This is a genomic window from Sphingomonas sp. (assembly GCF_036731925.1).
In the GTDB taxonomy this organism is placed as follows: domain Bacteria; phylum Pseudomonadota; class Alphaproteobacteria; order Sphingomonadales; family Sphingomonadaceae; genus Sphingomonas.
The window spans coordinates 1104881-1126044 of record NZ_DAINDJ010000002.1 but is presented as its reverse complement, the minus strand read 5'-3'; the positions used below and the strand labels follow the sequence as shown (position 1 = coordinate 1126044).

The 21164-nt window shown below is 67.2% G+C and carries 20 protein-coding genes; 9 read left to right on the top strand and 11 right to left on the bottom strand.

What is annotated here, in order from left to right:
• Positions 1-147 precede the first annotated feature (147 nt).
• The 5 genes from V7E00_RS14815 to V7E00_RS14795 all read right to left on the bottom strand — a co-directional run bounded on the left by V7E00_RS14815 (position 148) and on the right by V7E00_RS14795 (position 6822).
• Positions 148-918, bottom strand: coding sequence for an ABC transporter permease (locus V7E00_RS14815; protein WP_333573392.1), 771 nt, complete (start codon positions 916-918; stop codon positions 148-150).
• Positions 915-1841, bottom strand: coding sequence for an ABC transporter ATP-binding protein (locus V7E00_RS14810; RefSeq protein WP_333573391.1), 927 nt, complete (start codon positions 1839-1841; stop codon positions 915-917). Before V7E00_RS14810 ends, V7E00_RS14815 begins: the two co-directional genes overlap by 4 nt.
• Positions 1842-1911: 70 nt before the next feature.
• Positions 1912-2685 (bottom strand): DsbA family protein, encoded by a 774-nt coding sequence (locus V7E00_RS14805; RefSeq protein WP_333573390.1) that lies wholly within the window; start codon positions 2683-2685, stop codon positions 1912-1914.
• A gap of 2 nt (positions 2686-2687) precedes the next feature.
• Positions 2688-4064 carry a M48 family metalloprotease gene (locus V7E00_RS14800; RefSeq protein WP_333573389.1) on the bottom strand — a complete coding sequence of 459 codons (1377 nt, stop codon included), beginning with the start codon at positions 4062-4064 and terminating at the stop codon, positions 2688-2690.
• A 106-nt stretch (positions 4065-4170) separates the two neighbouring features.
• Complete coding sequence (locus V7E00_RS14795; RefSeq protein WP_333573388.1) at positions 4171-6822, bottom strand: Rne/Rng family ribonuclease; 2652 nt, start codon at positions 6820-6822, stop codon at positions 4171-4173.
• A gap of 491 nt (positions 6823-7313) precedes the next feature.
• On the opposite strand from V7E00_RS14795, the gene V7E00_RS14790 reads away from it, so the two are divergent.
• The 7 genes from V7E00_RS14790 (at position 7314) to V7E00_RS14760 (ending at position 16837) form a co-directional block, all read left to right on the top strand.
• Positions 7314-8228, top strand: a complete 915-nt coding sequence (locus V7E00_RS14790) for an N-acetylmuramoyl-L-alanine amidase family protein (RefSeq protein ID WP_333573387.1) — start codon at positions 7314-7316, stop codon at positions 8226-8228.
• Between the two features lie 65 nt (positions 8229-8293).
• Entirely contained in the window at positions 8294-10795 is a 2502-nt protein-coding gene (locus V7E00_RS14785) for a penicillin-binding protein 1A (protein ID WP_333573386.1), read from the top strand.
• 81 nt (positions 10796-10876) lie between these two features.
• Positions 10877-12004 carry a peptide chain release factor 2 gene (gene prfB / locus V7E00_RS14780; RefSeq protein ID WP_333573385.1) on the top strand — a complete coding sequence of 376 codons (1128 nt, stop codon included), beginning with the start codon at positions 10877-10879 and terminating at the stop codon, positions 12002-12004.
• Entirely contained in the window at positions 12001-12771 is a 771-nt protein-coding gene (locus tag V7E00_RS14775) for a class I SAM-dependent methyltransferase (protein WP_333573384.1), read from the top strand. Before prfB ends, V7E00_RS14775 begins: the two co-directional genes overlap by 4 nt.
• Before the next feature lie 235 nt (positions 12772-13006).
• Entirely contained in the window at positions 13007-15910 is a 2904-nt protein-coding gene (ileS, locus tag V7E00_RS14770; protein WP_333573383.1) for an isoleucine--tRNA ligase, read from the top strand.
• Complete coding sequence (gene lspA / locus V7E00_RS14765) at positions 15910-16431, top strand: signal peptidase II (protein WP_333573382.1); 522 nt, start codon at positions 15910-15912, stop codon at positions 16429-16431. Before ileS ends, lspA begins: the two co-directional genes overlap by 1 nt.
• Positions 16424-16837 carry a DUF3035 domain-containing protein gene (locus V7E00_RS14760; RefSeq protein ID WP_333573381.1) on the top strand — a complete coding sequence of 138 codons (414 nt, stop codon included), beginning with the start codon at positions 16424-16426 and terminating at the stop codon, positions 16835-16837. Before lspA ends, V7E00_RS14760 begins: the two co-directional genes overlap by 8 nt.
• Before the next feature lie 119 nt (positions 16838-16956).
• Here the strand turns inward: V7E00_RS14760 and V7E00_RS14755 are convergent, their stop codons facing one another.
• From V7E00_RS14755 to V7E00_RS14740, 4 genes are all read right to left on the bottom strand, one after another.
• Complete coding sequence (locus tag V7E00_RS14755) at positions 16957-17742, bottom strand: TorF family putative porin (protein ID WP_333573380.1); 786 nt, start codon at positions 17740-17742, stop codon at positions 16957-16959.
• A 222-nt stretch (positions 17743-17964) separates the two neighbouring features.
• A complete protein-coding gene (locus tag V7E00_RS14750; RefSeq protein WP_333573379.1) occupies positions 17965-18429 on the bottom strand; it encodes a RidA family protein in 465 nt (154 codons plus the stop codon).
• 42 nt (positions 18430-18471) lie between these two features.
• Positions 18472-19083 (bottom strand): HAD family hydrolase, encoded by a 612-nt coding sequence (locus tag V7E00_RS14745; RefSeq protein WP_333573378.1) that lies wholly within the window; start codon positions 19081-19083, stop codon positions 18472-18474.
• Positions 19080-19346: a DUF3572 domain-containing protein gene (locus V7E00_RS14740; protein ID WP_333573377.1), complete on the bottom strand. Its 267-nt coding sequence runs from the start codon at positions 19344-19346 to the stop codon at positions 19080-19082. The genes V7E00_RS14745 and V7E00_RS14740 overlap by 4 nt, the downstream gene beginning before the upstream one ends.
• 35 nt (positions 19347-19381) lie before the next feature.
• On the opposite strand from V7E00_RS14740, the gene V7E00_RS14735 reads away from it, so the two are divergent.
• The gene (locus V7E00_RS14735; RefSeq protein ID WP_333573376.1) at positions 19382-19759 is read left to right on the top strand and encodes a response regulator; all 378 of its coding nucleotides are present in this window, start codon (positions 19382-19384) and stop codon (positions 19757-19759) included.
• A gap of 90 nt (positions 19760-19849) precedes the next feature.
• Here the strand turns inward: V7E00_RS14735 and rpmG are convergent, their stop codons facing one another.
• Positions 19850-20017 (bottom strand): 50S ribosomal protein L33, encoded by a 168-nt coding sequence (rpmG, locus tag V7E00_RS14730; RefSeq protein WP_010125625.1) that lies wholly within the window; start codon positions 20015-20017, stop codon positions 19850-19852.
• Between the two features lie 251 nt (positions 20018-20268).
• Between rpmG and V7E00_RS14725 the strand changes: the two genes are divergently transcribed.
• Entirely contained in the window at positions 20269-20763 is a 495-nt protein-coding gene (locus tag V7E00_RS14725; RefSeq protein WP_333573375.1) for a Dps family protein, read from the top strand.
• A 50-nt stretch (positions 20764-20813) separates the two neighbouring features.
• Here V7E00_RS14725 and V7E00_RS14720 read toward each other — a convergent pair whose 3' ends face one another.
• A complete protein-coding gene (locus tag V7E00_RS14720; RefSeq protein WP_333573374.1) occupies positions 20814-21125 on the bottom strand; it encodes a hypothetical protein in 312 nt (103 codons plus the stop codon).
• Between the last annotated feature and the right edge of the window lie 39 nt (positions 21126-21164).

Below are 21164 nucleotides of genomic sequence, written 5' to 3'. Positions count from 1 at the left end.
GCAGCGCATTTCCAAACGGGCTCTTATGCCCCTCCCCTTCAGGGGAGGGGTTGGGGTGGGGCTGTGTCGCACCGAGACCGAACCGGCGTTCCGGCATCCCTCCACCCCAACCCCTCCTCCCAGGAGGAGGGGCTCAAGGTCGATGGCTCAATTCTTCAGCCGGTACCCCGTGCGGAAGATCCACACGATCAGCCCCAGGCACAGCAGCAGGAACACGCCCGTAAAACCCAGGCTCCAGGCGATGCCCACATCGCCGTGCCCGAAGAAGCTCCAGCGGAAGCCGCTCACCAGATACACGACCGGGTTGAACAGGCTGACCGTGTGCCAGGGCTCGGGCAGCATGTCGATCGAGTAGAAGGCGCCGCCCAGGAAGGTCAGCGGCGTCACCAGCAGCGACGGCACGATGTTGAGCTGTTCGAAGCTCTTCGCCCAGATGCCGATGATGAAGCCGAACATGCTGAACGTCACCGCCGTCAGCACCAGGAAGGCGAGCATCGCGGCGGGATGATCCACCCGCAGCGGCACGAACAGCGCCGACGTGGCGAGGATGATCAGCCCGATCACCACCGACTTGGTTGCCGCCGCGCCGACAAAGCCCACCACCAGCTCTATCGCCGAAATCGGCGCCGACAGCAGCTCGAACACCGTACCGGTGAACTTGGGAAAGTAGATGCCGATCGAGGCGTTGGCGATGCTCTGCATCAGCAGCGAGAGCATGATCAGGCCCGGCACCAGGAAGCTGCCATAGTTCACGCCATGGATCGCATCGATCCGGCTGCCGATCGCGCCGCCGAACACGATGAAGTAGAGCGACGTCGTGATCACCGGGGTCGCGATCGACTGCCAGAGCGTGCGGACCGTGCGCGCCATCTCGAATTTGTAGATCGCCCAGATGCCGGGAAAATTGATGCCGTTCATGCCTGTGCCCCCACCAGGTCGACGAAAATATCTTCGAGGCTCGACTTGGACGTGTCGAGATCCTTGAAGGCGATGTTCAGGTCGTGCAGCTTGCGCAGCAACGAGGGGATGCCGGTGCGCTCCGCCTGCGCGTCGAAGGTGTAGCGCAGCTTGTGGCCCTCATCGGCCAGGCTCAGCTGCCATTCGCCGAGTTCGGCCGGAATCGTCGTGAGCGGCTCGACCAGGCTGAGGTCCAGCTCGCGCTTGCCCAGCTTCTTCATCAGCGCGGTCTTTTCCTCGACCAGCAGCAACTTGCCCTTGTTGATCACGCCCACCCGGTCGGCCATTTCCTCGGCCTCCTCGATATAATGGGTGGTCAGGATGATGGTGGTGCCGCGGTCGCGCAGGCGGCCGATCAGCTTCCACATGTCGCGGCGCAGCTCGACGTCGACGCCGGCCGTCGGTTCGTCGAGGAACAGGATGTCGGGTTCGTGGCTGAGCGCCTTGGCGATCATCACGCGGCGCTTCATGCCACCGGACAGCTCCATGATCTTGGCGTCGCGCTTGTCCCAGAGCGACAGGTCCTTGAGGAGCTGGTCGCAATAGGCATGGTCCGGCGCCTTGCCGAACAGCCCGCGCGAGTAGCGGGCGGCCGAGCCGACGCGCGAGAACATGTCGACCGCGATCTCCTGCGGCACGAGGCCGATCCTGGAGCGCGCCGCGCGCGGCTGGCGGATGGCGTCGTGCCCGTCGACCAGGATGGTGCCGGTGCTGGGCGTGACGATGCCGCAGATGATCGAGATGAGCGTGGTCTTGCCCGCGCCGTTCGGCCCGAGCAGGGCGAAGATCTCGCCGCGGTGGATGTCGAGATCGACGTGGTCGAGCGCGGTGTGACCCGACGCATAGGTCTTGCTGACCTGGCGTAGCGACAGGATGGGTTGCATGAGATGATGGCCCCGGCCGGAAGGAGCCCGATAGCTAGGGTGGCGCCGGGGCCCGGGCAAGATGCCCTGGTTATTTGGTCTTGCGCGCGATCGCTACGGCATCGGCCAGCGCCTGGTAATCGCGCGCGCCGTACAGGATCTGCTTGCCGACCACCCAGGCCGGCGTGCCGTTCATCGCCAGCTTGGCGCCCAGCTGGTGGTTGGCGTCAATTTCCTTGGCGATGGCGTCGCTGTTGGCCAGCTTCTGCGTCGCTGCCGGATCCAGCCCGGCCTTGGCGAGCGCCGCGGTAATCGTCGCGTTGCTGGGGCCGCCGCTGGCGAACAGCGCGTCGTGGAAGGCGCGGAACTTGCCCTGCTGCGCGGCGGCGAGCGCCACGCGGGCAGCGACGACGCTCGGCTCGCCCAGCACCGGATATTCGCGGTACACCACGCGAACGTTCGGATCCTTGGCGATCAGCTCGGCCAGGCCCGGCAGGCTCGCGCGGCAATAGCCGCAGGCATAATCCATGAAGACTGTAACAGTGACGTCGCCGTTCGGATTGCCAGCCCATGCGCTGGCGAAGGGTGTTGTCAGCGCCGGCAGCGCCGCGGGCACGGCGGCCTGCGCGCCGTCCTGCGCCTTTTGCGCCTCGGCATTTTCCTGCTGCTGCAGGCGCTCCATCATCTCGCGCAAGATGGAGGGGTTCTCCAGCAGATAGCCGTGGACGATGCGCTCCACCTGCGCCTTGTTGCTGCCAAGCCCGGGAACCAGCGCCTGCAGCGCCAGCACCGCCAGCACCGCCAGCCCGCCCAGCACCGCGGCCAGCAGCAACGCGCTGGCAAAGAACAGCCTCGATCGATTCATTATTATCCGCCGCGTCCCTTGTTGCGCTTGTCGTCCTTCATCGCCTGGTCGGAGACCATTGCGATGTCTTGCGCGCGGATCCATTCGGGCGAGCCTTGCGGCAGCCCGCCCATCGCCCGCCGCGCGCTGACCATCGCGGTGCGCGCATCGCCGATCAGATTGGCGCGCTCGGCAGTGGCGAGCGCGGTGCGCGGCTCGTCGCCCTCGCGATCATAGACGGTGCCGAGGTTGACCCAGGCGAAGGGATTGTCGCGATCGCGCGTCAGCGAATCGCGCAGCACGCGCTCGGCTTCCTTGAGGTTCGCCTTGTCCTCGGTCGCGACCAGCGCATGGCCGAAGGTGCTCGCGATCAAAGGCGCGTTGTTCGAGAGCTGGGTCGCCTTGCGCAGCGGATCGAGCGCCGCCTGAGGCTGGCCGGATTCGAGCAGGATCTGGCCCTGCAGCTCCAGGAAATAGGGGTCGTTGGGTGCCAGCTTCACCAGCGCCGCGGTCTCTTCTGCTGCCTGCTCGGGATAGCCCGACTGGTGATAGGCATAGGCGCGGGCATAATGCGCCGGGATCGAATTGTCTGTTTTCGGATAGATCCGCAGCGTCTTCTTGGGATCGTTGGTGTAGCCGCGCAGCTTGGCCTGGACGCGCTTGAAGCGGCGTTCGAGATCGGGATCGAGCGGCTTGGTCCAGTTGGGCGAGCCCTCGAGATCGGCCTTCAGCGTCTGCACGCGATCCTGGGACATCGGGTGGGTCTGGGCGAAGGGATCCACCTCGGGATCGGTGCTGTAATAGCCGTAGCGGTGCATCTCCTGCGTCAGCTTCTCGAAGAAGCCGAGCATGCCCTTGCCGGTGATGCCGGCCGTGTTGAGGAAGCGCACGCCCGCCGCATCCGCCGACGATTCCTGGACCCGGCTATAGGCGAGATACTTGCCGATCGCGGCGCGCTGGCCGGCCATCAGGATGCCGGTGCCCGCCTCGGCCGATCCTGCCGCCATGGCCGCTGCGCCGAGCAGCAGGCTGAGGATCGAGATGTTGCCATAGCCGCCGTCGCGCTGGAACACGGCATGGCCGCCGACGATATGACCGATTTCATGGGCGACGACGCCCTGGACCTGGTTCGCGGTATCCGCCGCGTCGATCAGCCCGGCATTGACGTAGACGATCTGCCCGCCCGCCACGAAGGCGTTGATCGACGGGTCGCCGATCAGCACCACCTTGCCGTTGGCGGGGTTCAGCCCGGCGGCGGTGAACAGCGGCTTGGCCATGTCGGCCAGCAGCGCTTCGGTCTCGGCGTCGCGGAGTACCGATTGCGCCAGCGCCGGGCGCGACGCGAACGACGCGAGGCACAGCATCGCGAGCAACGTGGCCAATCGATGGATGCGCGCCATGATCGATACTCCCGGGGACTCGTTCGAAGGGCCGCCCTGGCAAGTAAGCCCTGAACCTATACTGAAAGCCCCGGCGCGGCGCAGCTGGCCGCGCCGGGGATCTTCCTCAGGCGCCGAAGGTCCGCTGCCACCAGCCGCGGCGGGGCTGGCCTTCCTCGGCGGACGCGTCCTCGGCGGCCGGTTCCTCGGCTGCCGGGGTCACGTCCTGCGCGACCGGTGCCTCGACGGCGGGTGCCTCCGGGGCGGCTTCGGCCGCAACGTCCGCCTTCTTGCGACGGGTGCGCTTCGGCTTGGCCGGAGCCTCCTCGGCGGGAGCCTCGACCGCCGCCGGTGCGGCTTCGGCCTCGACGTCCGCCTTCTTGCGACGGGTGCGCTTCGGCTTGGCCGGGGCCTCCTCGGCGGGTGCCTCGACGGCGGCCGGAGCAGCTTCGGCCTCGACGTCTGCCTTCTTGCGGCGGGTGCGCTTCGGCTTGGCCGGCGCTTCCGCTTCCGCCTCGACCGCTACCGCTGCTGGTGCAGGGGCTGCTTCGGCAACCGGCTCGGGCGCGGCGACGGGCGCTTCGGCTTCCGCCGGTTCGCCGGCCTCGTCAGCTGCCTGCTCGGCACCTTCTTCACCGGCACCGCGGCGGCCACCGCGACGGCCGCGACGACGGCGCTTGCGGTTGCGCTCGCCTTCCTCGCGCTGGGCGGCGGTTTCCTCGGTATCGGCAGCGGCTTCGAGCTCGGCGGGTTCGGCCTCGTCGGCCTCGCCGTCGACATTGCCCTCGGCGCCTTCGGTCTCGACCTGCTCGTCCTGGCCCTCGCCTTCTTCGCGACGACGTCCGCGGCCACGGCGACGACGGCGGCGCTTGCCGCGGCCTTCGCCTTCGCGGTCACCGCGCTCCTGGCGTTCGCCACGCTCGCGCGGCTCGGCGACTTCGGCTTCCGCCTCGGCCTCGAGCTCTTCTTCCTCTTCCTCGATCTCCTCGACGAAGTCCTCTTCCGGCTCCTCGAGCAGCGGCTCGATCTTCGGCGCATAGGCCGGCGGCGGGCCCGAGGCCTCGACGGTCATGCGGGCGCCTTCCAGCTCGCCGTCCGCCGCGACTTCGATCAGCACGCCGTAGCGATCCTCGATCTCGGCCAGCTCGCCGCGCTTCTTGTTGAGCACGTAGAAGGCCGCTTCCTGGCTGGCGCGCAGCAGGATTTCCGAGCCGCGACCGCGGGCGGCCTCGTCCTCGATCATGCGCAGCGCCGACAGGCCTGCCGACGAGGCGGTACGGACGAGACCCGTGCCTTCGCAATGCGGGCAGGTGCGGGTGGAGGCTTCGAGCACGCCGGTGCGCAGGCGCTGTCGGCTCATTTCCATCAGGCCGAAGGGCGAGATGCGGCCCACCTGGATGCGGGCGCGATCGTTCTTCAGCGCCTCCTTCATCGCCTTCTCGACCTTACGGACGTTGGACGAATGATCCATGTCGATGAAGTCGATCACGACCAGGCCCGCCATGTCGCGCAGGCGGAGCTGGCGGGCGATTTCCTGGGCGGCCTCGAGGTTGGTCGCGGTCGCGGTCTGCTCGATATTGTGCTCGCGCGTCGAGCGGCCCGAGTTGATGTCGATCGAGACCAAAGCCTCGGTCGGGTTGATCACCAGATAGCCGCCGGACTTCAGCTGCACCACCGGGTGGTACATCGCCGACAACTGCTCCTCGACGCCGGCGCGCTGGAACAGCGGCACCGCATCGGCATATTGGCGCACCTTGCGGGCATGGCTCGGCATCAGGAGCTTCATGAAGTCCTTGGCCTGGCGATAGCCTTCCTCGCCCTCGACGATCACCTCGTCGATGTCGCGGTTGTAGATGTCGCGGATCGCCCGCTTCATCAGGTCGCTGTCGCCATAGACGAGCGCGGGCGCGGAGGAGGTGAGCGTCTTCTCGCGAATCTCGTCCCACAGCCGGGCGAGATAGTCGAAGTCGCGCTTGATCTCGGTCTTGGTGCGCTGGAGGCCGGCGGTGCGGACGATGCAGCCCATCGAGGCGGGCAGCTTGAGGTCCGCCATGATGCCCTTGAGGCGCTTGCGATCGGCCGCCGAGCTGATCTTGCGCGAAATGCCACCGCCATGCGCGGTGTTCGGCATCAGCACGCAATAGCGGCCAGCGAGGCTGAGATAGGTGGTCAGCGCCGCGCCCTTGTTGCCGCGCTCTTCCTTGACGACCTGGACCAGCAGCACCTGGCGGCGGCGGATCACGTCTTGGATCTTGTAGCGGCGGCGCAGGTTCATGCGGCGCTGGCGGAGGGCCTCGGCTTCGTCGCCATTGCTGCCACGGCCGCGACGGCGGCGGCCGCCCTGGGGCGCGTCCTCGCCTTCCGAGGCTTCCTCGTCGTCATGGCCACGCTCGACCATCTCAACGCCGTCTTCATGGTCGTCATGGTCGTGATCGTGATGATCGTCGTCGTCATCCCCATCGGCTTCGCGCAGCGCGGCTTCCTGCGCGGCATGCTCAGCCTCTTCGCGCAGCAGGGCTTCGCGGTCTTCCTTGGGGATCTGGTAATAGTCGGGATGGATTTCCGAGAAGGCGAGGAAGCCGTGGCGGTTGCCGCCGTAATCGACGAAAGCCGCCTGCAGCGACGGTTCGACGCGGGTCACCTTCGCGAGATAGATATTGCCCTTGAGCTGCTTGCGCTCAGCGGACTCGAAGTCAAATTCCTCGATTCGATTCCCTTTGACGACGGCCACGCGGGTTTCCTCCCGGTGGCGTGCGTCGATCAGCATACGCATGGTCATTTATGATTCTCCGGGCGCGCCGGCACAGTTCCTCGAAGGAATGGGGCGCGAGCGCGCGATACAAGAAGCGCACCCGGCGACCGGCAGGGCCGATCCGGGTGGCGCGGGTTTCAAAAACTGCTGTTGCTGCACGGGCACGAGCGGACCGGCGGTCCCCTTGCTCCACCATCGCCACGCTGCCGGCCGCGAAGGCCTGGCGATGCGGACGGTGGGGAAATTGCCTCATGCGAACGTCAACCTGAACTGTCGCGACAAAGAAGCGTCGCGGGCCTTATCCGGCGCAGTGCCGGAAGCGTATCCTGCCTAGCACCGCTGTGTCGTTGCGGCAACCGGGCGCAGATGGGCAAGATTTCATTCCCCGGCGGCACAAAGCTTTTTCGGGAATTTCGATCCCTATCGCTAGCAAATGGAACTTAGCGCGCGGTTAACCAAGCGAATCGGAGCGAATTCCGGGCTGGACCATGCGGCGGGCCGCGCGGCATAGCGACGGCGTGTCATGGATCTTGGTTCTGCTTGCCGGGTGGCTGACCGGTGCGCCCGGTTGGATGAGCCTGGCGGAACGCGTGCGCATCGAGCAGGGCGCGCTGGTGCTGTCCCCGGATCCGTCGGCGGAGGGGCGGGGGCTGCACTTCACCTTCGGCGCGCCGGAGTACAGCGTCAGTCTGGCGATGCCCGCGCCGGTCCCGGCTGCGGGCGGCGCACCGCTTCCGCCGGTTCAGGGTGCGCCCGGACTGCCCCTGGTGGTGCTCGACCCAGGACATGGCGGGCGCGATCCCGGGGCGCCCGGTCTGGACGGGGCAACGGAGAAGCGCCTCACGCTTGCTGCGGCCCAGGCGATTCGCGACGCGCTGCTCGCCTCCGGGCGCGTGCGCGTGGCGATGACGCGCAGCGATGATTCCTTCGTGCCGCTGCAGCAGCGAACCGATATCGGCCGGCGGCTGGGCGCGGCGCTGTTCCTTTCGCTCCATTGCGACAGCGCCGCGGACCCGCTCGCCTCGGGCGGGACGCTCTACACGCTGTCCGAAGTCGCGTCGGACAAGGAAGCGGCGCGGATGGCGGCGCGCGAGAACCGTGCCGACCTTCTCGCCGGCGTCGATCTGGGCAGCGAGCGGGCGGACGTCGCCTCGCTGCTGATCGACCTCGCCCAGCGCCGCACCATGGGCGTGTCCGCCCGCTATGCCGACCTGCTGGCCCGCGAGGCCGCACCGGCGATGCGCCTGCACGCGCGGCCGCGGCGAATGGCGGCGCTGATGGTGCTCAAGGCGCCCGACATGCCTTCGGTCCTCTTTGAGCTTGGCTATGTCTCGAACGCGGAAGACGCGCAGGCGCTCGCCTCGCCAGAGGGCCGCGCACGGCTCGCCGCGGCGGTGCGGCGGGCGACCGAAATCTACCTCGCCACGCGCTGAGCCGGGACAAGGCGCGGGCGCGGCTCCCTTTCTTCCGCCCGAAAAGGTGCTACACCGCGCGCCGCATGGCCGACGGCGACACTCCCCAAACCATCCATATCGAACGCACGCCCGGCCGCTGGGCGCGGCTGCGGCGGCGCTGGTGGTTCCGCACGCTCGCGATCCTGGCGCTGCTCGCCGGGCTGCTGGTGTTCGCCGTCTGGCTGCTCGTCGCGCGCGACCTGCCCTCGGTGAACAAGCTGCGCAGCTACGAGCCGCAGTTGCCGAGCTATGTGCGCTCCACCGATGGCGCGCCGATCCATGCCTATGCGCAGATGCGCCGCGTGCAGCTGAGCTACAACGAGTTCCCGCCGCTGCTGGTCCGTGCCTTCATGGCGGCCGAGGACCGCACCTTCTTCTCGCACCACGGGCTCGACTTTCCCGGCCTGGTGCGGGCGGCGGGCGAGGGGCTGATCCGCGGCAAGACCCCGCGCGGCACCTCCACCATCACCCAGCAGGTGGTGAAGAACATCGCCGTCGGCAACAAGGCGACGTACACCCGCAAGCTTCGCGAGGCGATCCTCGCCTGGCGGATCGAGGATACGCTCACCAAGCCGCAGATCATGGAATTGTACCTCAACACGATCGAGCTGGGGCGCAATTCGGGGGGCGTGGCGGCGGCGAGCGACGCCTATTTCGGCAAGCCGCTCGACAAGCTGAGCCTGGCCCAGACGGCGTATCTGGCGATCCTGCCCAAGGGGCCGGCCAATTACGATCCCGATCGCAATACGCAGCGCGCGCTCGATCGCCGCAACTGGGTGCTTGGCGAGATGCTGCGCAACGGCTTCATCAATCAGGCGCAGCATGCCGAAGCGATAGCCGCGCCGCTCGGCACGGTGCCGCGCCAGACGCCGCGCTTCGAGCGGGTGGGGGGCTATTTCGTCGAGGAAGTCCGCCGCCAGCTGTCGAAGCAGTTCGGCGATAGCCGCGAGGACGGGCCGAACAGCGTCTTCGACGGAGGCCTGTGGGTGCGCAGCTCGCTCGATCCGAGGCTGCAGGCCTATGCCCAGCGCGCATTGCGTGACGGCCTGCTGCGGTTCGATCGCGGGCGCGGCTGGTCCGGTCCGCTGGGTAAGGTGCAGTTCGAAGGCGACGGCTGGTACTCCGCCTTCGCCTCGAAGAACATCGGCGTCGACTATGACAATTGGCGCGCTGCGGTAGTGATCGCGCGCGATTCGCGGGCTGCACAGCTCGGCTTTGACGACGGCGACACCGGGACGCTGCCGGCCAGTGCCGCCGCCATGCCGATCCGCGGCAGGGGCGGCCACGCCTTCGACGCGATCCAGGTCGGCGACATCGTCGCCGTCGCGCCCGAGGGCGGCGCATGGAGCCTGCGCAGCGTGCCCAAGGTGTCGGGCGGGATGGTGGTCGAGGATCCCTCGACCGGCCGCGTCCTCGCGATGCAGGGCGGCTTCGATTCGCGTCTCCAGGCCTTCAACCGTGCCACGCAGGCGACCCGCCAGCCGGGATCGACGATCAAGCCGATCGTCTATGCCGCAGCGCTCGAGAACGGGATGACGCCGGCCTCGATCGTCGTCGATGGCCCGTTCTGCGTGTGGCAGGGGGCGGGGCTCGGCCAGAAGTGCTTCCGCAACTTCGGCAATGCCCGTGGTGCCGGCCCGCACACGCTCCGCTGGGGCATCGAACAGTCGCGCAACCTGATGACCGTGCAGATCGCCAACGCCACCGGCATGGACAAGGTGGTGGACACGATCCAGCGGCTGGGCGTCTCCAGGAACCGGCTGCCGCCCTATCTCTCCTATGCGCTGGGCGCGGGCGAGACGACGGTGCTGCGGATGGTCAACGCCTATTCGATCCTGGTGAACCAGGGCCGCGCGCTCAACCCGACGCTGATCGATTTCGTCCAGGATCGCCGCGGCCGGGTGATCTTCCCCGCCGGCTGGCGCGCCTGCCCGGGCTGCAACGCGCGGGACTGGGACGGCAAGCCGATGCCGCGCCCGATCGTCCGCGCCCGCCAGGTGATCGATCCGATGGTCGCCTATCAGATGGTGCATATCACCGAAGGCGTGGTCCAGCGTGGTACCGCCACGGTGCTGCGGGACCTCAAGCGACCGATGATGGGCAAGACCGGCACCACCACCGGCCCCACCGATGTGTGGTTCGTCGGCGGCACGCCGCAGATGATCGGCGGCCTGTATCTCGGCTACGACACGCCCTCGAACCTCGGCGGCTATGCCCAGGGCGGATCGATCGCCGCGCCGATCTTCAAGGAGTTCGCGGTGCCGGCCTACGAGGGGCTGGAGCCGCTGCCGTTCGCCGCGCCGCCGGGTATCCGCATGGTCCGCATCGATCGCGGCAGCGGCCGGCCGGTGCAGGGCGGCTGGCCCACCGACGATCCGCTGTCGTCGATCATCTGGGAGGCCTTCCGGCCCGACAGCGATCCGCGCCGCACCCGCCGGACCGCCAATGTGGAAGCGGCACCCGCCGCCGCGGCGGCCCCGGCGCAGCGCAAGACCGATCGCCAGGGTGACAGCGACTTCTTGCAACAACAGGGCGGAATCTACTAGCGGATCGCACGCACCCTATATGGCATGAGATCGCCGCATCGTCCGTGGTGCGGCCAGCGGTTACTTCGGAAGGTTTGGAACATGCGCGCTGAAGCGCAGGCATATGTCGACAAGATCAACGGCGCGCTCGCGCTGCTCCGCCGCTCGCTCGACTGGGACCGCGCGCTGCGCCGCCTGGACGAGCTGAACGCGCGCGTCGAGGATCCGACGCTGTGGAACGACGCCAAGAAGGCGCAGGACGTGATGCGCGAGCGTCGCCGTCTGGACGAGTCGATCTCCGCCACCCGCGCCATCGAAAGCGAGCTGAGCGACACCGTCGAGCTGATCGAGATGGCCGAGGCCGAGGGCGACGAGGAAATGGCGGTCGACGGCACCGCCAGCCTGCGCCAGCTCGCCGAACGCGCCGATGGTGACAAGGTGAAGGCGCTGCTGTCGGGGGAGGCAGATCCCAACGACACCTATGTCGAGATCAACGCCGGCGCGGGCGGCACCGAATCGAACGACTGGGCCGAAATGCTCCAGCGCATGTACACGCGCTGGGCCGAGCGGCACGGCTACAAGGTCGAGCTGGTCGATTATCACGCCGGCGAACAGGCAGGCATCAAGTCCGCGACGTTGCTGTTCAAGGGCGAGAACGCCTACGGCTATGCCAAGACGGAGAGCGGCGTGCACCGCCTGGTGCGCATCAGCCCGTTCGATTCGAACGCGCGCCGCCAGACCAGCTTCGCCTCCGTCTGGGTCTATCCGGTGATCGACGACAATATCGACATCGAGATCAACGAGAGCGAACTGCGCATCGACACCTATCGCGCCTCGGGAGCGGGCGGCCAGCACATCAACACCACGGACTCGGCGGTGCGCATCACCCATTTGCCGACCGGCATCGTCGTGCAGTGCCAGAACCAGCGTTCGCAGCACAAGAACCGCGCCGAGGCGTTCAACCAGCTCCGCGCCCGCCTGTACGAGCGCGAGCTGGCCGAGCGCGAGGCGGTGGCCGACGCGCAGAACGCCACCAAGACCGATATCGGCTGGGGCCACCAGATTCGCTCCTATGTGCTCCAGCCCTATCAGCTGGTGAAGGACCTGCGCACCGGCGTGACCTCCACCGCGCCGAGCGACGTGCTCGACGGCGACCTCGACAGCTTCATGGCCGCCGCGCTAGCACAGCGCGTGACGGGCGAGGCCGTCGTGGTGGAGGATGTCGATTGATCCTGACGCGGCCCCTGCTGCTGGGCGTGGCGCTGCTGCTGGCGGCGTGCGACGGCAGTCCGCGGGGGCCGGGCAAGGTCAGCCATGACGCGTCCAACTCCGGATTTCCGGCAGCGGACCGGCCGGTGGCGACGATCGTTTCGTCGCGCTGGTCCAGCGAGGAAGAACGCGACCGGCTGAACGAGGCGGCCAAGGTGATGGACCTGGCCGGCATCAAGCCCGGCATGACCGTCGCCGATATCGGCGCGGGCGAGGGCTATTACACGATCCGCCTGGGCCAGCGCGTCGGCGCCAAAGGGCGGGTGGTCGCCGAGGACATCGTCCCCGACTATATCAGCGCGCTCGCCACCCGCGTGGTGCGTGAGAAGCTCGACAATGTCAGCGTGCGGCTGGGCCTGCCGGCCGATCCGCGGCTGCCCGAGAACAGCTTCGATCGCGTGCTGATGGTGCACATGTACCACGAGATCGAATCGCCCTACGAGTTCCTGTGGCGGCTGCGGCCGTCGCTGGCGCCAGGGGGGCAGGTGATCGTGGTCGATGCCGACCGCGCGACCGAGAACCACGGCACGCCGCCCGCGCTGCTGAAGTGCGAGTTCGCGGCGGTGGGCTATGTACAGGTCTCGATGCTGCCGATGGCGTCGGCCGGCGGATACATGGCGGTGTTCGAGACGCGCGGAGAAAGACCCGAACCGGAGACGATCCGCGCCTGCAAGTCCGGCGCGCATGCGAGAGCCGTGACGCCGAAGCCCAACGGCGCGCACGAGTAGCGCGCTTCTAAGCCCCTCCCCGTCAGGGGAGGGGTTTGGGGTGGGGCAGTGTCTCACCGAGACCAACCGCCGTTCTGGAATCCCTCCACCCCCAACCCAGCATCAGGTGAACCGCGCCCCGCGCGGTTCAGGTCATGCCGGGGGCATGACCGACCTAATGCTCCAAGGAGGAGGGGCTTAAGTGCGCAAGCAAGGGATGACTTCGCCTCGCACACCGGCTAATCCCGCGCGACCCATGACTGACGCAACCGAAACCCAGCGCGACTGGCGCGACACCGTCTTCCTGCCGAAGACCGATTTTCCGATGAAGGCCGGGCTTGCCGCCAAGGAACCCGCCATCCTCGAGCGCTGGGCGAAGATTAGGCTGTACCAGAAGCTGCGCGAGGCCCGGGCCGGCCGCGAGCGGTTCCTGCTGCACGACGGTCCGCCCTACGCCAATGGCGACATCCACATGGGCCATGCGCTCAATAAGATCCTGAAGGACATCGTCGTCCGCTCGCAGAGCCTGATGGGCAAGGACGCGCCGTACGTCCCCGGCTGGGACTGCCACGGCCTGCCGATCGAGTGGAAGGTCGAGGAGGCGTACCGCGCCAAGAAGCTGAACAAGGACGAAGTCGACCCCGTCGCCTTCCGCGCCGAATGCCGCGCCTATGCCGAAAAGTGGGTGGCGGTGCAGCGCGGCCAGTTCGAGCGGCTCGGCATCCTGGGCGACTGGGACGATCCCTATCTTACCATGAAGTTCGACGCCGAGGCGCGGATCGCCGGCGAGCTCCTGAAGTTCGCCGAGAGCGGCCAGCTCTATCGCGGCGCCAAGCCGGTGATGTGGTCGCCCGTGGAGAAGACCGCGCTGGCCGAGGCCGAGGTCGAGTACGAGGACATCACGTCCACGCAGATCGACGTGGCGTTCGAGATCACCGAGGCGCCCAATGCGCCCGAGCTGATAGGCGCGCATGCGGTGATCTGGACGACCACGCCGTGGACGATCCCGGTGAACCAGGCGCTCGCTTATGGGGAGGGGATCGCTTACTCTCGCGTACCTGCGAGCGATGGACGCACCTACGTCGTTGCTTTCGATCTCGTTGACGCATTCCTCAAGCGGACCGGGTTGAGTCTCCGTGATGAGGCTTCGCTTCCCGCTGATGATGCGAGCTTGATGTTCGCCAACGTGCTGAAGGGCGTCCAGCTCGCCGGCGCCGTTGCGCGCCACCCGATGCACGCGCTGGGCGGGTTCTTCGCCAAGCCGCGGCCGTTCCTGCCCGGCGACTTCGTGACCACGGATGCGGGTACCGGCCTCGTCCATATGGCGCCGGACCATGGCGAGGACGACTTCCTGCTGTGCAAGGCGCACGGCATCGATCCGGTGTTCGCGGTCGATGGCGCGGGCATGTACCGTGCCGACTGGCTGTGGCTCGGTGGCCAGGGATCGGTGATCAACAAGAAGTTCGTCAGCGCCGAAGGCCCGATCTGCTCGGACCTGCGCGCGGCCGGCGCGCTGCTCGCCGCCTCGGACGACTTCCAGCACAGCTATCCGCATAGCTGGCGGAGCAAGGCGAAGATCATCTTCCGGGCGACCCCGCAGTGGTTCATCCCGATGGACAAGCCAACTCCCTCTCCCCTCCGGGGAGAGGGTCGGGGAGAGGGGGACTCTCCTCAAGCGACATCGCCCGCGGACATGCCCCTCTCCCAACCCTCTCCCCAGGGGGGAGAGGGCTTTGCGGACAGCAACGCGCCGACGCTCCGCGAAGTCGCGCTCGATGCGATCGAACATACCCGCTGGGTGCCGGAGCGTTCGATCAACCGCATCCGCGCGATGGTGGAGGGCCGCCCGGACTGGGTGATCAGCCGTCAGCGCGCCTGGGGCGTGCCGATCGCGCTCTACGTCAACCGCGCCACCGGCGACTATCTCCGCGACCCGGCGGTCAATGCCCGCATCCTCGACGCCTTCCGCGCCGGCGGGGCCGATGCCTGGTTCCAGGCCGACCACCAGGCGCTGCTCGGCCCCGACTACCGGGCCGAGGACTATGAGGTCGTCACCGACATTCTCGACGTGTGGTTCGACAGCGGCTCCACCCACAGCTTCGTGATCGAGGCGCGCTACGGCGAGGGCGTCCGCGCCAACCTCTATCTCGAAGGCTCGGACCAGCATCGCGGCTGGTTCCAGTCGTCGCTGCTCGAATCCGCAGGGACCCGCGGCCGGGCGCCGTATGACGCGGTGCTCACCCATGGCTTCGCGCTCGACGGCCAGGGCAAGAAGATGTCCAAGTCGCTCGGCAACGTCGTCGATCCGCTGAAGATCATCGGCGAGAGCGGCGCGGACATCCTGCGCCTCTGGGTCGCGCAGACCGACTATTTCGACGACGTCCGCATCGGCAAGGAAGTGCTGGCCGGCACCGGCGACGCCTATCGCAAGATCCGCAACACCTTCCGCTATCTGCTCGGCGCGCTCGACGGATTTGGCGAGGCCGAGAAGATCGCGGTGGCCGAGATGCCCGAGCTGGAGCGCTATGTGCTCCACAAGCTGGCGGCACTGGATGCGGAGCTGCGTTCGGCGGCGGAGGCGTTCGAGTTCAATCGCTATGCCCGCGCGCTCGGCGACTTCATGAACGAGGACCTCTCGGCCTTCTTCTTCGATATCCGCAAGGACTGCCTCTATTGCGATGCGGAGAGCGATCCCAAGCGCCGCGCCTATCGCACCGTGCTGGACGTGCTGTTCCACGCGCTGGTCCGCTACGCCGCGCCGATCCTCGCCTTCACCGCCGAGGAAGTGTGGCAGAGCCGCTTTCCGAGCGAAGACGGATCGGTCCATGAGCTCGAATGGCCGGTGCTGCCGGAAGGCGCGTCGGTCGAGCATGACTGGGCGGAAATCCGCGCGCTGCGTCAGACCGTCACCGAAGCGATCGAGCCGCTGCGTCGCGAGAAGAAGGTGCGCTCCAGCCTCGAGGCCGAAGTGACCGTGCCGACGCTGCCGATGCCCGCGGAGGAGCTCACCGAGCTGTTCATCGTGTCGAAGGTGGATCAGGCTGCCGATGTCACGGTCACGCCCACCGATCGCCACAAATGCGGCCGGTGCTGGCGCCATCTTCCCGAGGTGACGCTGGACGGGGCATTGTGCGATCGTTGCGCAGAGGTGGTGTCGTGATGAAGCAGGTTCGCCTCTATGGCTTCGCCGCGGCGCTGGCCGTGTTCGTGCTCGACCAGCTGACCAAGTACATCGTCACCGGCCCGCTCGGGCTGGTGGTGCAGAATGATTCGGTGACCCTCGCGCCGTTCTTCGACCTGCGTTTCGTCAAGAATATCGGCGTGTCGCTGGGCCTGCTCTCGGCCAACAGCCCGACGATGCGCTGGCTGCTGGTGCTGATGACCGCGTGCATCGCGATCGGCGTGTGCGTGTGGATGCTGCGCGAGAAGAAGACCGGCGATGTCGTCGCGCTCGGCCTGGTGCTGGGCGGGGCGTGCGGCAACATTCTCGATCGCAGCCGCCTCGGCTATGTCGTCGATTTCGCCGATCTGCATTTCGGCGAGTGGCGCCCCTTTTTGGTCTTCAACGTGGCCGATGCCGCGATTACCATCGGCGTGGTGATCCTGCTGCTTCGTGCCCTGCTCGTTCGCGACAAGAACCCCAAGTCGCCTGCCCCTGTGGAGAAGAAATTCAATGCGTAAGTTGATCCTCGTCGCGACCGGCGTCGCCCTGGTGGCCTCGCTCTCGGCGTGCGGCAAGAAGGGGTATGATCGGGCGCGTCCGGACGAGTTCGCGGTGGCCCGCCAGGCGCCGCTGGTGATCCCGCCCGATTTCTCGCTGCGTCCGCCGCAGCCGGGTGCGGCCCGCCCGCAGGATACCAACCCGTCCGATCAGGCGCTGGAAGCGCTGTTCGGCGGCACCGCGGCTCGCAGCCCGGCGGAGAGCGCGACCCTCGACCAGGCCGGTGCGGCCAGCGCCGACGCGGGCGTGCGCAGCAATGCCGGCAGCCCGGCGACCACCGTGGTCGACAAGGGCACCACGACCCAGGACATCCTGAAATCGCCCCAGGGCGACAACAAGGACGCGAGCGTCAAGACGCCGCAGTAACGGCCGTCCCGGGCAACGAAAAAGCGCCGGTCCGCTTCGTGCGGGCCGGCGCTTTTCTTTTGCGCGTGGCAAGGGGCGGAAAGCGGGAGCGGGCCAGCCGCTCCCGCAAGCCCTTACGATCAGAAGCTGACGCCGACCGAGCCCAGGATGCTGCCCTTGGCCGCGTCATGGCCGCTCGGGGTGATCAGCGAGGCGTCGGTATCGACATAGGACACGCCGAAGGTCAGCGCCTTGTAGGTGAAGGCCGCGCCCAGGCTCCAGTCCGTATATTCCTTGCCGATCGCCAGCCAGTCGGGCCCGAAGGTGTGGCCGATATGCGCGGTGAGGCTGATCGGCGTCTTCGGGATCGCGGCGGAGAAGTCGCCGGCGATGTACACATTGTCCTGCTTCGGCGCCTTGGGATCGGCGCCCTGGTCCAGTTCCAGCGCCTTCTGCTTCGGCGCGTAGTTGACCGTGCCCTTGGCGGTCACCGGGCCCAGCGCGTAGGAGACCGAGGCATAGGGCTCGATGAAGTCGGACGAGGTGTGGTCGCCCATCGGGCGGGTGCCCGGATAGACATAGTAGAGCGCGCCGACATCCACGGTGACGCCGTTCGTGAAGCTGTGCTTGTAGCCGGCGATCAGGTCGATTTCCTGATGCGCCGTGCCATGCGCGGTCACGTAATTGTCGACCGACGAGCCCCAGAAGCTCACGTAGAAGCCGGAAGCATGGCTGACCGTCGCGCCACCCTGCACGGCGAAATTGCCGTCGGTCTGCGAAATGCCGCGAAACTTGTAGTCGCTGATCAGTGTGGCGTTGCCGCTGATCGTGATGGTGGGAGCCGGGGCCGGCGCCGCCTCCTGTGCCAGCGCAGGGGCGGTCGTGGCGAGCAGGAGCGCGCCGAGGCTGATGGAGGAGAAGCGCATGGAGTCCCTTTCATTGCTACTAAAGGATCCTGCCTGCTGCACCTTGGCATCGCATGATGTTGGGCTCTGCGGCCCCGCGACTTCCAGTTTGCAACGAAACATTGCCGGATTGAACCGGCAACGCGCAACCGCCTTCGCAAGAAGCCTCCGCGCTTTGTTACACAGTGTTGCTGTCAAGCCACAGGCACCCGCCGGTTACGCGCGGCGGGCGCCCGGGAACGATCAGGCGAGTTCGATGATGGCGTCGACTTCGACGGCAGCGCCCAGCGGGAGGGCCGCGACGCCCACCGCGCTGCGGGCATGGCGGCCGGCTTCGCCGAACAGTGCCTGCATCAGCTCCGACGCGCCGTTGGCCACCTTGGGCTGGTCTGTGAAGTCGGCAGTGGAGTTCACGAACACGCCGAGCTTCACCACCCGCTTCACGCGGCTGAGGTCGCCGTCGAGCGCCTTCTTGATTTGCGCAACGAGCATCAGCCCGCAGCGCTGCGCCGCCTCGGTCCCGAAGGCGATGTCGCGGTCCTCGCCGAGACGGCCGGTCATCAGCGCGCCGTCCTGGAACGGCAGCTGGCCGGAGACGTGGAGCAGCCCGCCGGCTGCGACGGCCGGAACATAGGCGGCGACGGGAGCGGCGGCCTCGGGGAGGGTGAGGCCAAGCTCGGCGAGCTTGCGATCAATGGCAGTGGTCATGCCCGAACCCAACCACCGGCCACGAGCAGGGTCAAGGCCCCGTCAGGCGCGCTCGAAACGCTCGAGGATCCAGGCCTCCGCCGCGCGCCAGTCGTCGATGCGGGCATGGGCGTGCGGGGCAGGGGGCACTTTGGGCGCGAGGTTGGGCTCGGCCACCATGTGAAGGCGGAATACGTCGGGGGCATGCTTGGCGACCGATTCGTGGTGGACGGCGAGGTCGTCGACGAACACCGCCACCGGCGCGTCATGCTCGGCGACCAGCTTCGCCACCGGTGCGCCCTTGCCGCCCTGGTTGCACTCGACGCGGTGGACGATGCCGTGATTCGCCAGCTGGGTGATGCGGTGGTCGCGGCAATGGTCCTGCAGGTTGGTCAGCACGACGATGTCCGCAACCTCGGCAATCCGCCCCAGCACTTCGCGCGCGTGCGGCACCAGCGTCTGGCGCTCCATCTCGGCGGGAAAGAAGCCGTCGAGCAGGGCCCACATTTCTTCGGCCGCCAGCACGCTGCCATCGCCACGCCGACGCATCGATTCGGCGAAGTCGCTGCCGTTCAGCGCGAAATCGATGTCGTGCGTGTCGCCGAGCCATTCGCCGAAATGCCGCACCATGTGGAGCAGCACTTCGTCGCAGTCGGTGATGAGCAGAGGTTTCATGCGCGTTCCAGCTGTCGGCGGGCGTCGACCAGCGCCGCGGGGGAGCAATCGAGCGCGTCGGCGCAGGCGATCAGGTCGGGTTCGTAGGATTCGAGAAAACCCAGAACCGCGGCGAGCAGTGCCGGTTCGCCGGCCCGTGCCCGGAGCGTAGCGGGATCGAGCCCGGTAAGGTCCAGCAGGCGACCTGCGCGGCCGGACTCACTGAGAATCCACGCCAAAGCCTGCAGGGCCATTGTTTCGGGATTTGTCACATCGCCCGCCATCGCCTAACACCACCCCCGCAGAATAGGGGTAGCGCGTGCCAAAAAGAGTACTCGTTGTCGAGGACAACGAATTGAACCTGAAGCTGTTCTGCGACCTGTTGCGTGCGCATGGCTATGAAGCCGAGCCCGTGCGCGACGGGCGCGAGGCCGTGCCCAGTGCGCGCCGTTTCCGGCCGCATCTGGTGATCATGGACGTACAGCTGCCGCACGTCACCGGCTTTGAGCTGATCGGCCAGATGCAGATGGACCCGGTGCTCAGCCGAATCCCCATCATGGCGGTGACCGCCTATTCGAGCCATGAGGATGAGGAACGCATCCGCGCAGCGGGCGCGCGCTCCTATGTCGCCAAGCCGATCTCGCTCGCGCGATTCGTCGACCAGGTCGAAAAGCTGATGGCCGCCATCGAGGAATGATCTGCCGATGCAGCGAAAACGCCGGACCCCCGCAAGGATCCGGCGCGATGCGATCAAACAGCGCGGGCGCGACCTGCGCGCCCGGCAGCGTTACTTGATCTTCGCTTCCTTGAAGTCGACATGCTTGCGCACGACCGGATCATACTTGCGGAAGCTCAGCTTCTCGGTCTGGGTGCGCGGATTCTTTTTGGTGACATAGAAGAAGCCCGTATCCGCCGTGCTGACGAGCTTGATCTTTACGGTGGTCGGCTTTGCCATGACCCGGAACCCTTGATTCGTGCGAAAAGAAAAGAGCGGCGCGCCATGGGCACACCGCTGACAGGGGGGAGCGGATGCGCGAATCGTTGGTGAAAGTCAAGTGTGTTGGCTTCGGAAGGCCGTTGCCGCACTGCGCGTCTATCGATCAGGCTGATCGGGATTATCCATGGGTATGGCTGTTCCGCAAAGGGAACCTGACCCTATATCTCGATCGTTAGGGCAACGTATCGACCGCCTTCAGGAGGACACCCATGGCCGAAAATCCCGCACTTGCGACGCCGACCGACCTCAACCGCAACGACACCAAGAGCGTTGCCGATGCCCTGAACAGTGCGCTGGCGGACTGCTTCACGCTGTACTTCAAGACCAAGAATTTCCACTGGCACGTCTCGGGCCCGCACTTCCGCGATTATCACCTGCTGCTCGACGATCAGGCCGCGCAGATCCTGGGCGTGACTGATGCGATCGCCGAGCGCGTTCGCAAGACCGGCAACACCACGCTGCGCTCGATCGGCGACATTGCGCGCCGCCAGACGATTTCGGACAATGATGCCGAGTTCGTGGCCCCGGGCGACATGCTCGCCGAGCTGCGCGACGACAATCTCAAGCTGGTCGAGAGCTTCCGTGCGGTGAAGGACGCCGCCGAGGAGGCGAAGGACAATGCCACCAGCGGCATCGTCGACGAATGGACCGATCATGCGGAAGAGCGCGCCTGGTTCCTGTTCGAGGCCAGCCGCAAGGGCTGAGCCGGATATGGGCCGGCGCGCGCTGCGGGCGTGCGCCGGCCCTTCGCCGTTTACTTTACGGCGGCGAGGTCGGTTTCGACCTTCTTGAGCATCTCGTCGGTCAGCGCGCCCTGCGAGAAGGGCTGCACCGCGCGCAGGCTCATCGTCTTGAACTGGTCGAGCGCCGGGTGCGACGACAGACCCGGAATGTCGGTGTCGAGTACCGCCTTGGCCTTCGCGTCTGCGATCAGCGTCTCGATCGGCGTATCGAGGCTGAACTTGGCGGCGGGTGCTGCGGCAGTTGCCGGCGCGGGGGTCTGCTGCGCCATGGCGGCGGGGCTCAGCACGGCGGCGGCAACCGCGCCTGCGACAAGAAGCTTCATCGGAAAGGCTCTCCCTGAACGAGCGCAATGCGCGCCCGA

Excerpts from the sequence above, each read along its gene's own strand:
- V7E00_RS14815 (WP_333573392.1), bottom strand. The coding sequence starts at position 918 with ATGAACGGCATCAATTTTCCCGGCATCTGGGCGATCTACAAATTCGAG.
- V7E00_RS14805 (WP_333573390.1), bottom strand. The coding sequence starts at position 2,685 with ATGAATCGATCGAGGCTGTTCTTTGCCAGCGCGTTGCTGCTGGCCGCG.
- V7E00_RS14740 (WP_333573377.1), bottom strand. The coding sequence starts at position 19,346 with ATGGCGGGCGATGTGACAAATCCCGAAACAATGGCCCTGCAGGCTTTG.
- V7E00_RS14725 (WP_333573375.1), top strand. The coding sequence starts at position 20,269 with ATGGCCGAAAATCCCGCACTTGCGACGCCGACCGACCTCAACCGCAAC.
- V7E00_RS14720 (WP_333573374.1), bottom strand. The coding sequence starts at position 21,125 with ATGAAGCTTCTTGTCGCAGGCGCGGTTGCCGCCGCCGTGCTGAGCCCC.
- lspA (WP_333573382.1), top strand. The coding sequence starts at position 15,910 with ATGAAGCAGGTTCGCCTCTATGGCTTCGCCGCGGCGCTGGCCGTGTTC.
- V7E00_RS14795 (WP_333573388.1), bottom strand. The coding sequence starts at position 6,822 with ATGACCATGCGTATGCTGATCGACGCACGCCACCGGGAGGAAACCCGC.
- ileS (WP_333573383.1), top strand. The coding sequence starts at position 13,007 with ATGACTGACGCAACCGAAACCCAGCGCGACTGGCGCGACACCGTCTTC.
- prfB (WP_333573385.1), top strand. The coding sequence starts at position 10,877 with ATGCGCGCTGAAGCGCAGGCATATGTCGACAAGATCAACGGCGCGCTC.
- V7E00_RS14755 (WP_333573380.1), bottom strand. The coding sequence starts at position 17,742 with ATGCGCTTCTCCTCCATCAGCCTCGGCGCGCTCCTGCTCGCCACGACC.
- V7E00_RS14785 (WP_333573386.1), top strand. The coding sequence starts at position 8,294 with ATGGCCGACGGCGACACTCCCCAAACCATCCATATCGAACGCACGCCC.
- V7E00_RS14750 (WP_333573379.1), bottom strand. The coding sequence starts at position 18,429 with ATGACCACTGCCATTGATCGCAAGCTCGCCGAGCTTGGCCTCACCCTC.
- V7E00_RS14760 (WP_333573381.1), top strand. The coding sequence starts at position 16,424 with ATGCGTAAGTTGATCCTCGTCGCGACCGGCGTCGCCCTGGTGGCCTCG.
- V7E00_RS14745 (WP_333573378.1), bottom strand. The coding sequence starts at position 19,083 with ATGAAACCTCTGCTCATCACCGACTGCGACGAAGTGCTGCTCCACATG.
- V7E00_RS14810 (WP_333573391.1), bottom strand. The coding sequence starts at position 1,841 with ATGCAACCCATCCTGTCGCTACGCCAGGTCAGCAAGACCTATGCGTCG.
- V7E00_RS14800 (WP_333573389.1), bottom strand. The coding sequence starts at position 4,064 with ATGGCGCGCATCCATCGATTGGCCACGTTGCTCGCGATGCTGTGCCTC.
- rpmG (WP_010125625.1), bottom strand. The coding sequence starts at position 20,017 with ATGGCAAAGCCGACCACCGTAAAGATCAAGCTCGTCAGCACGGCGGAT.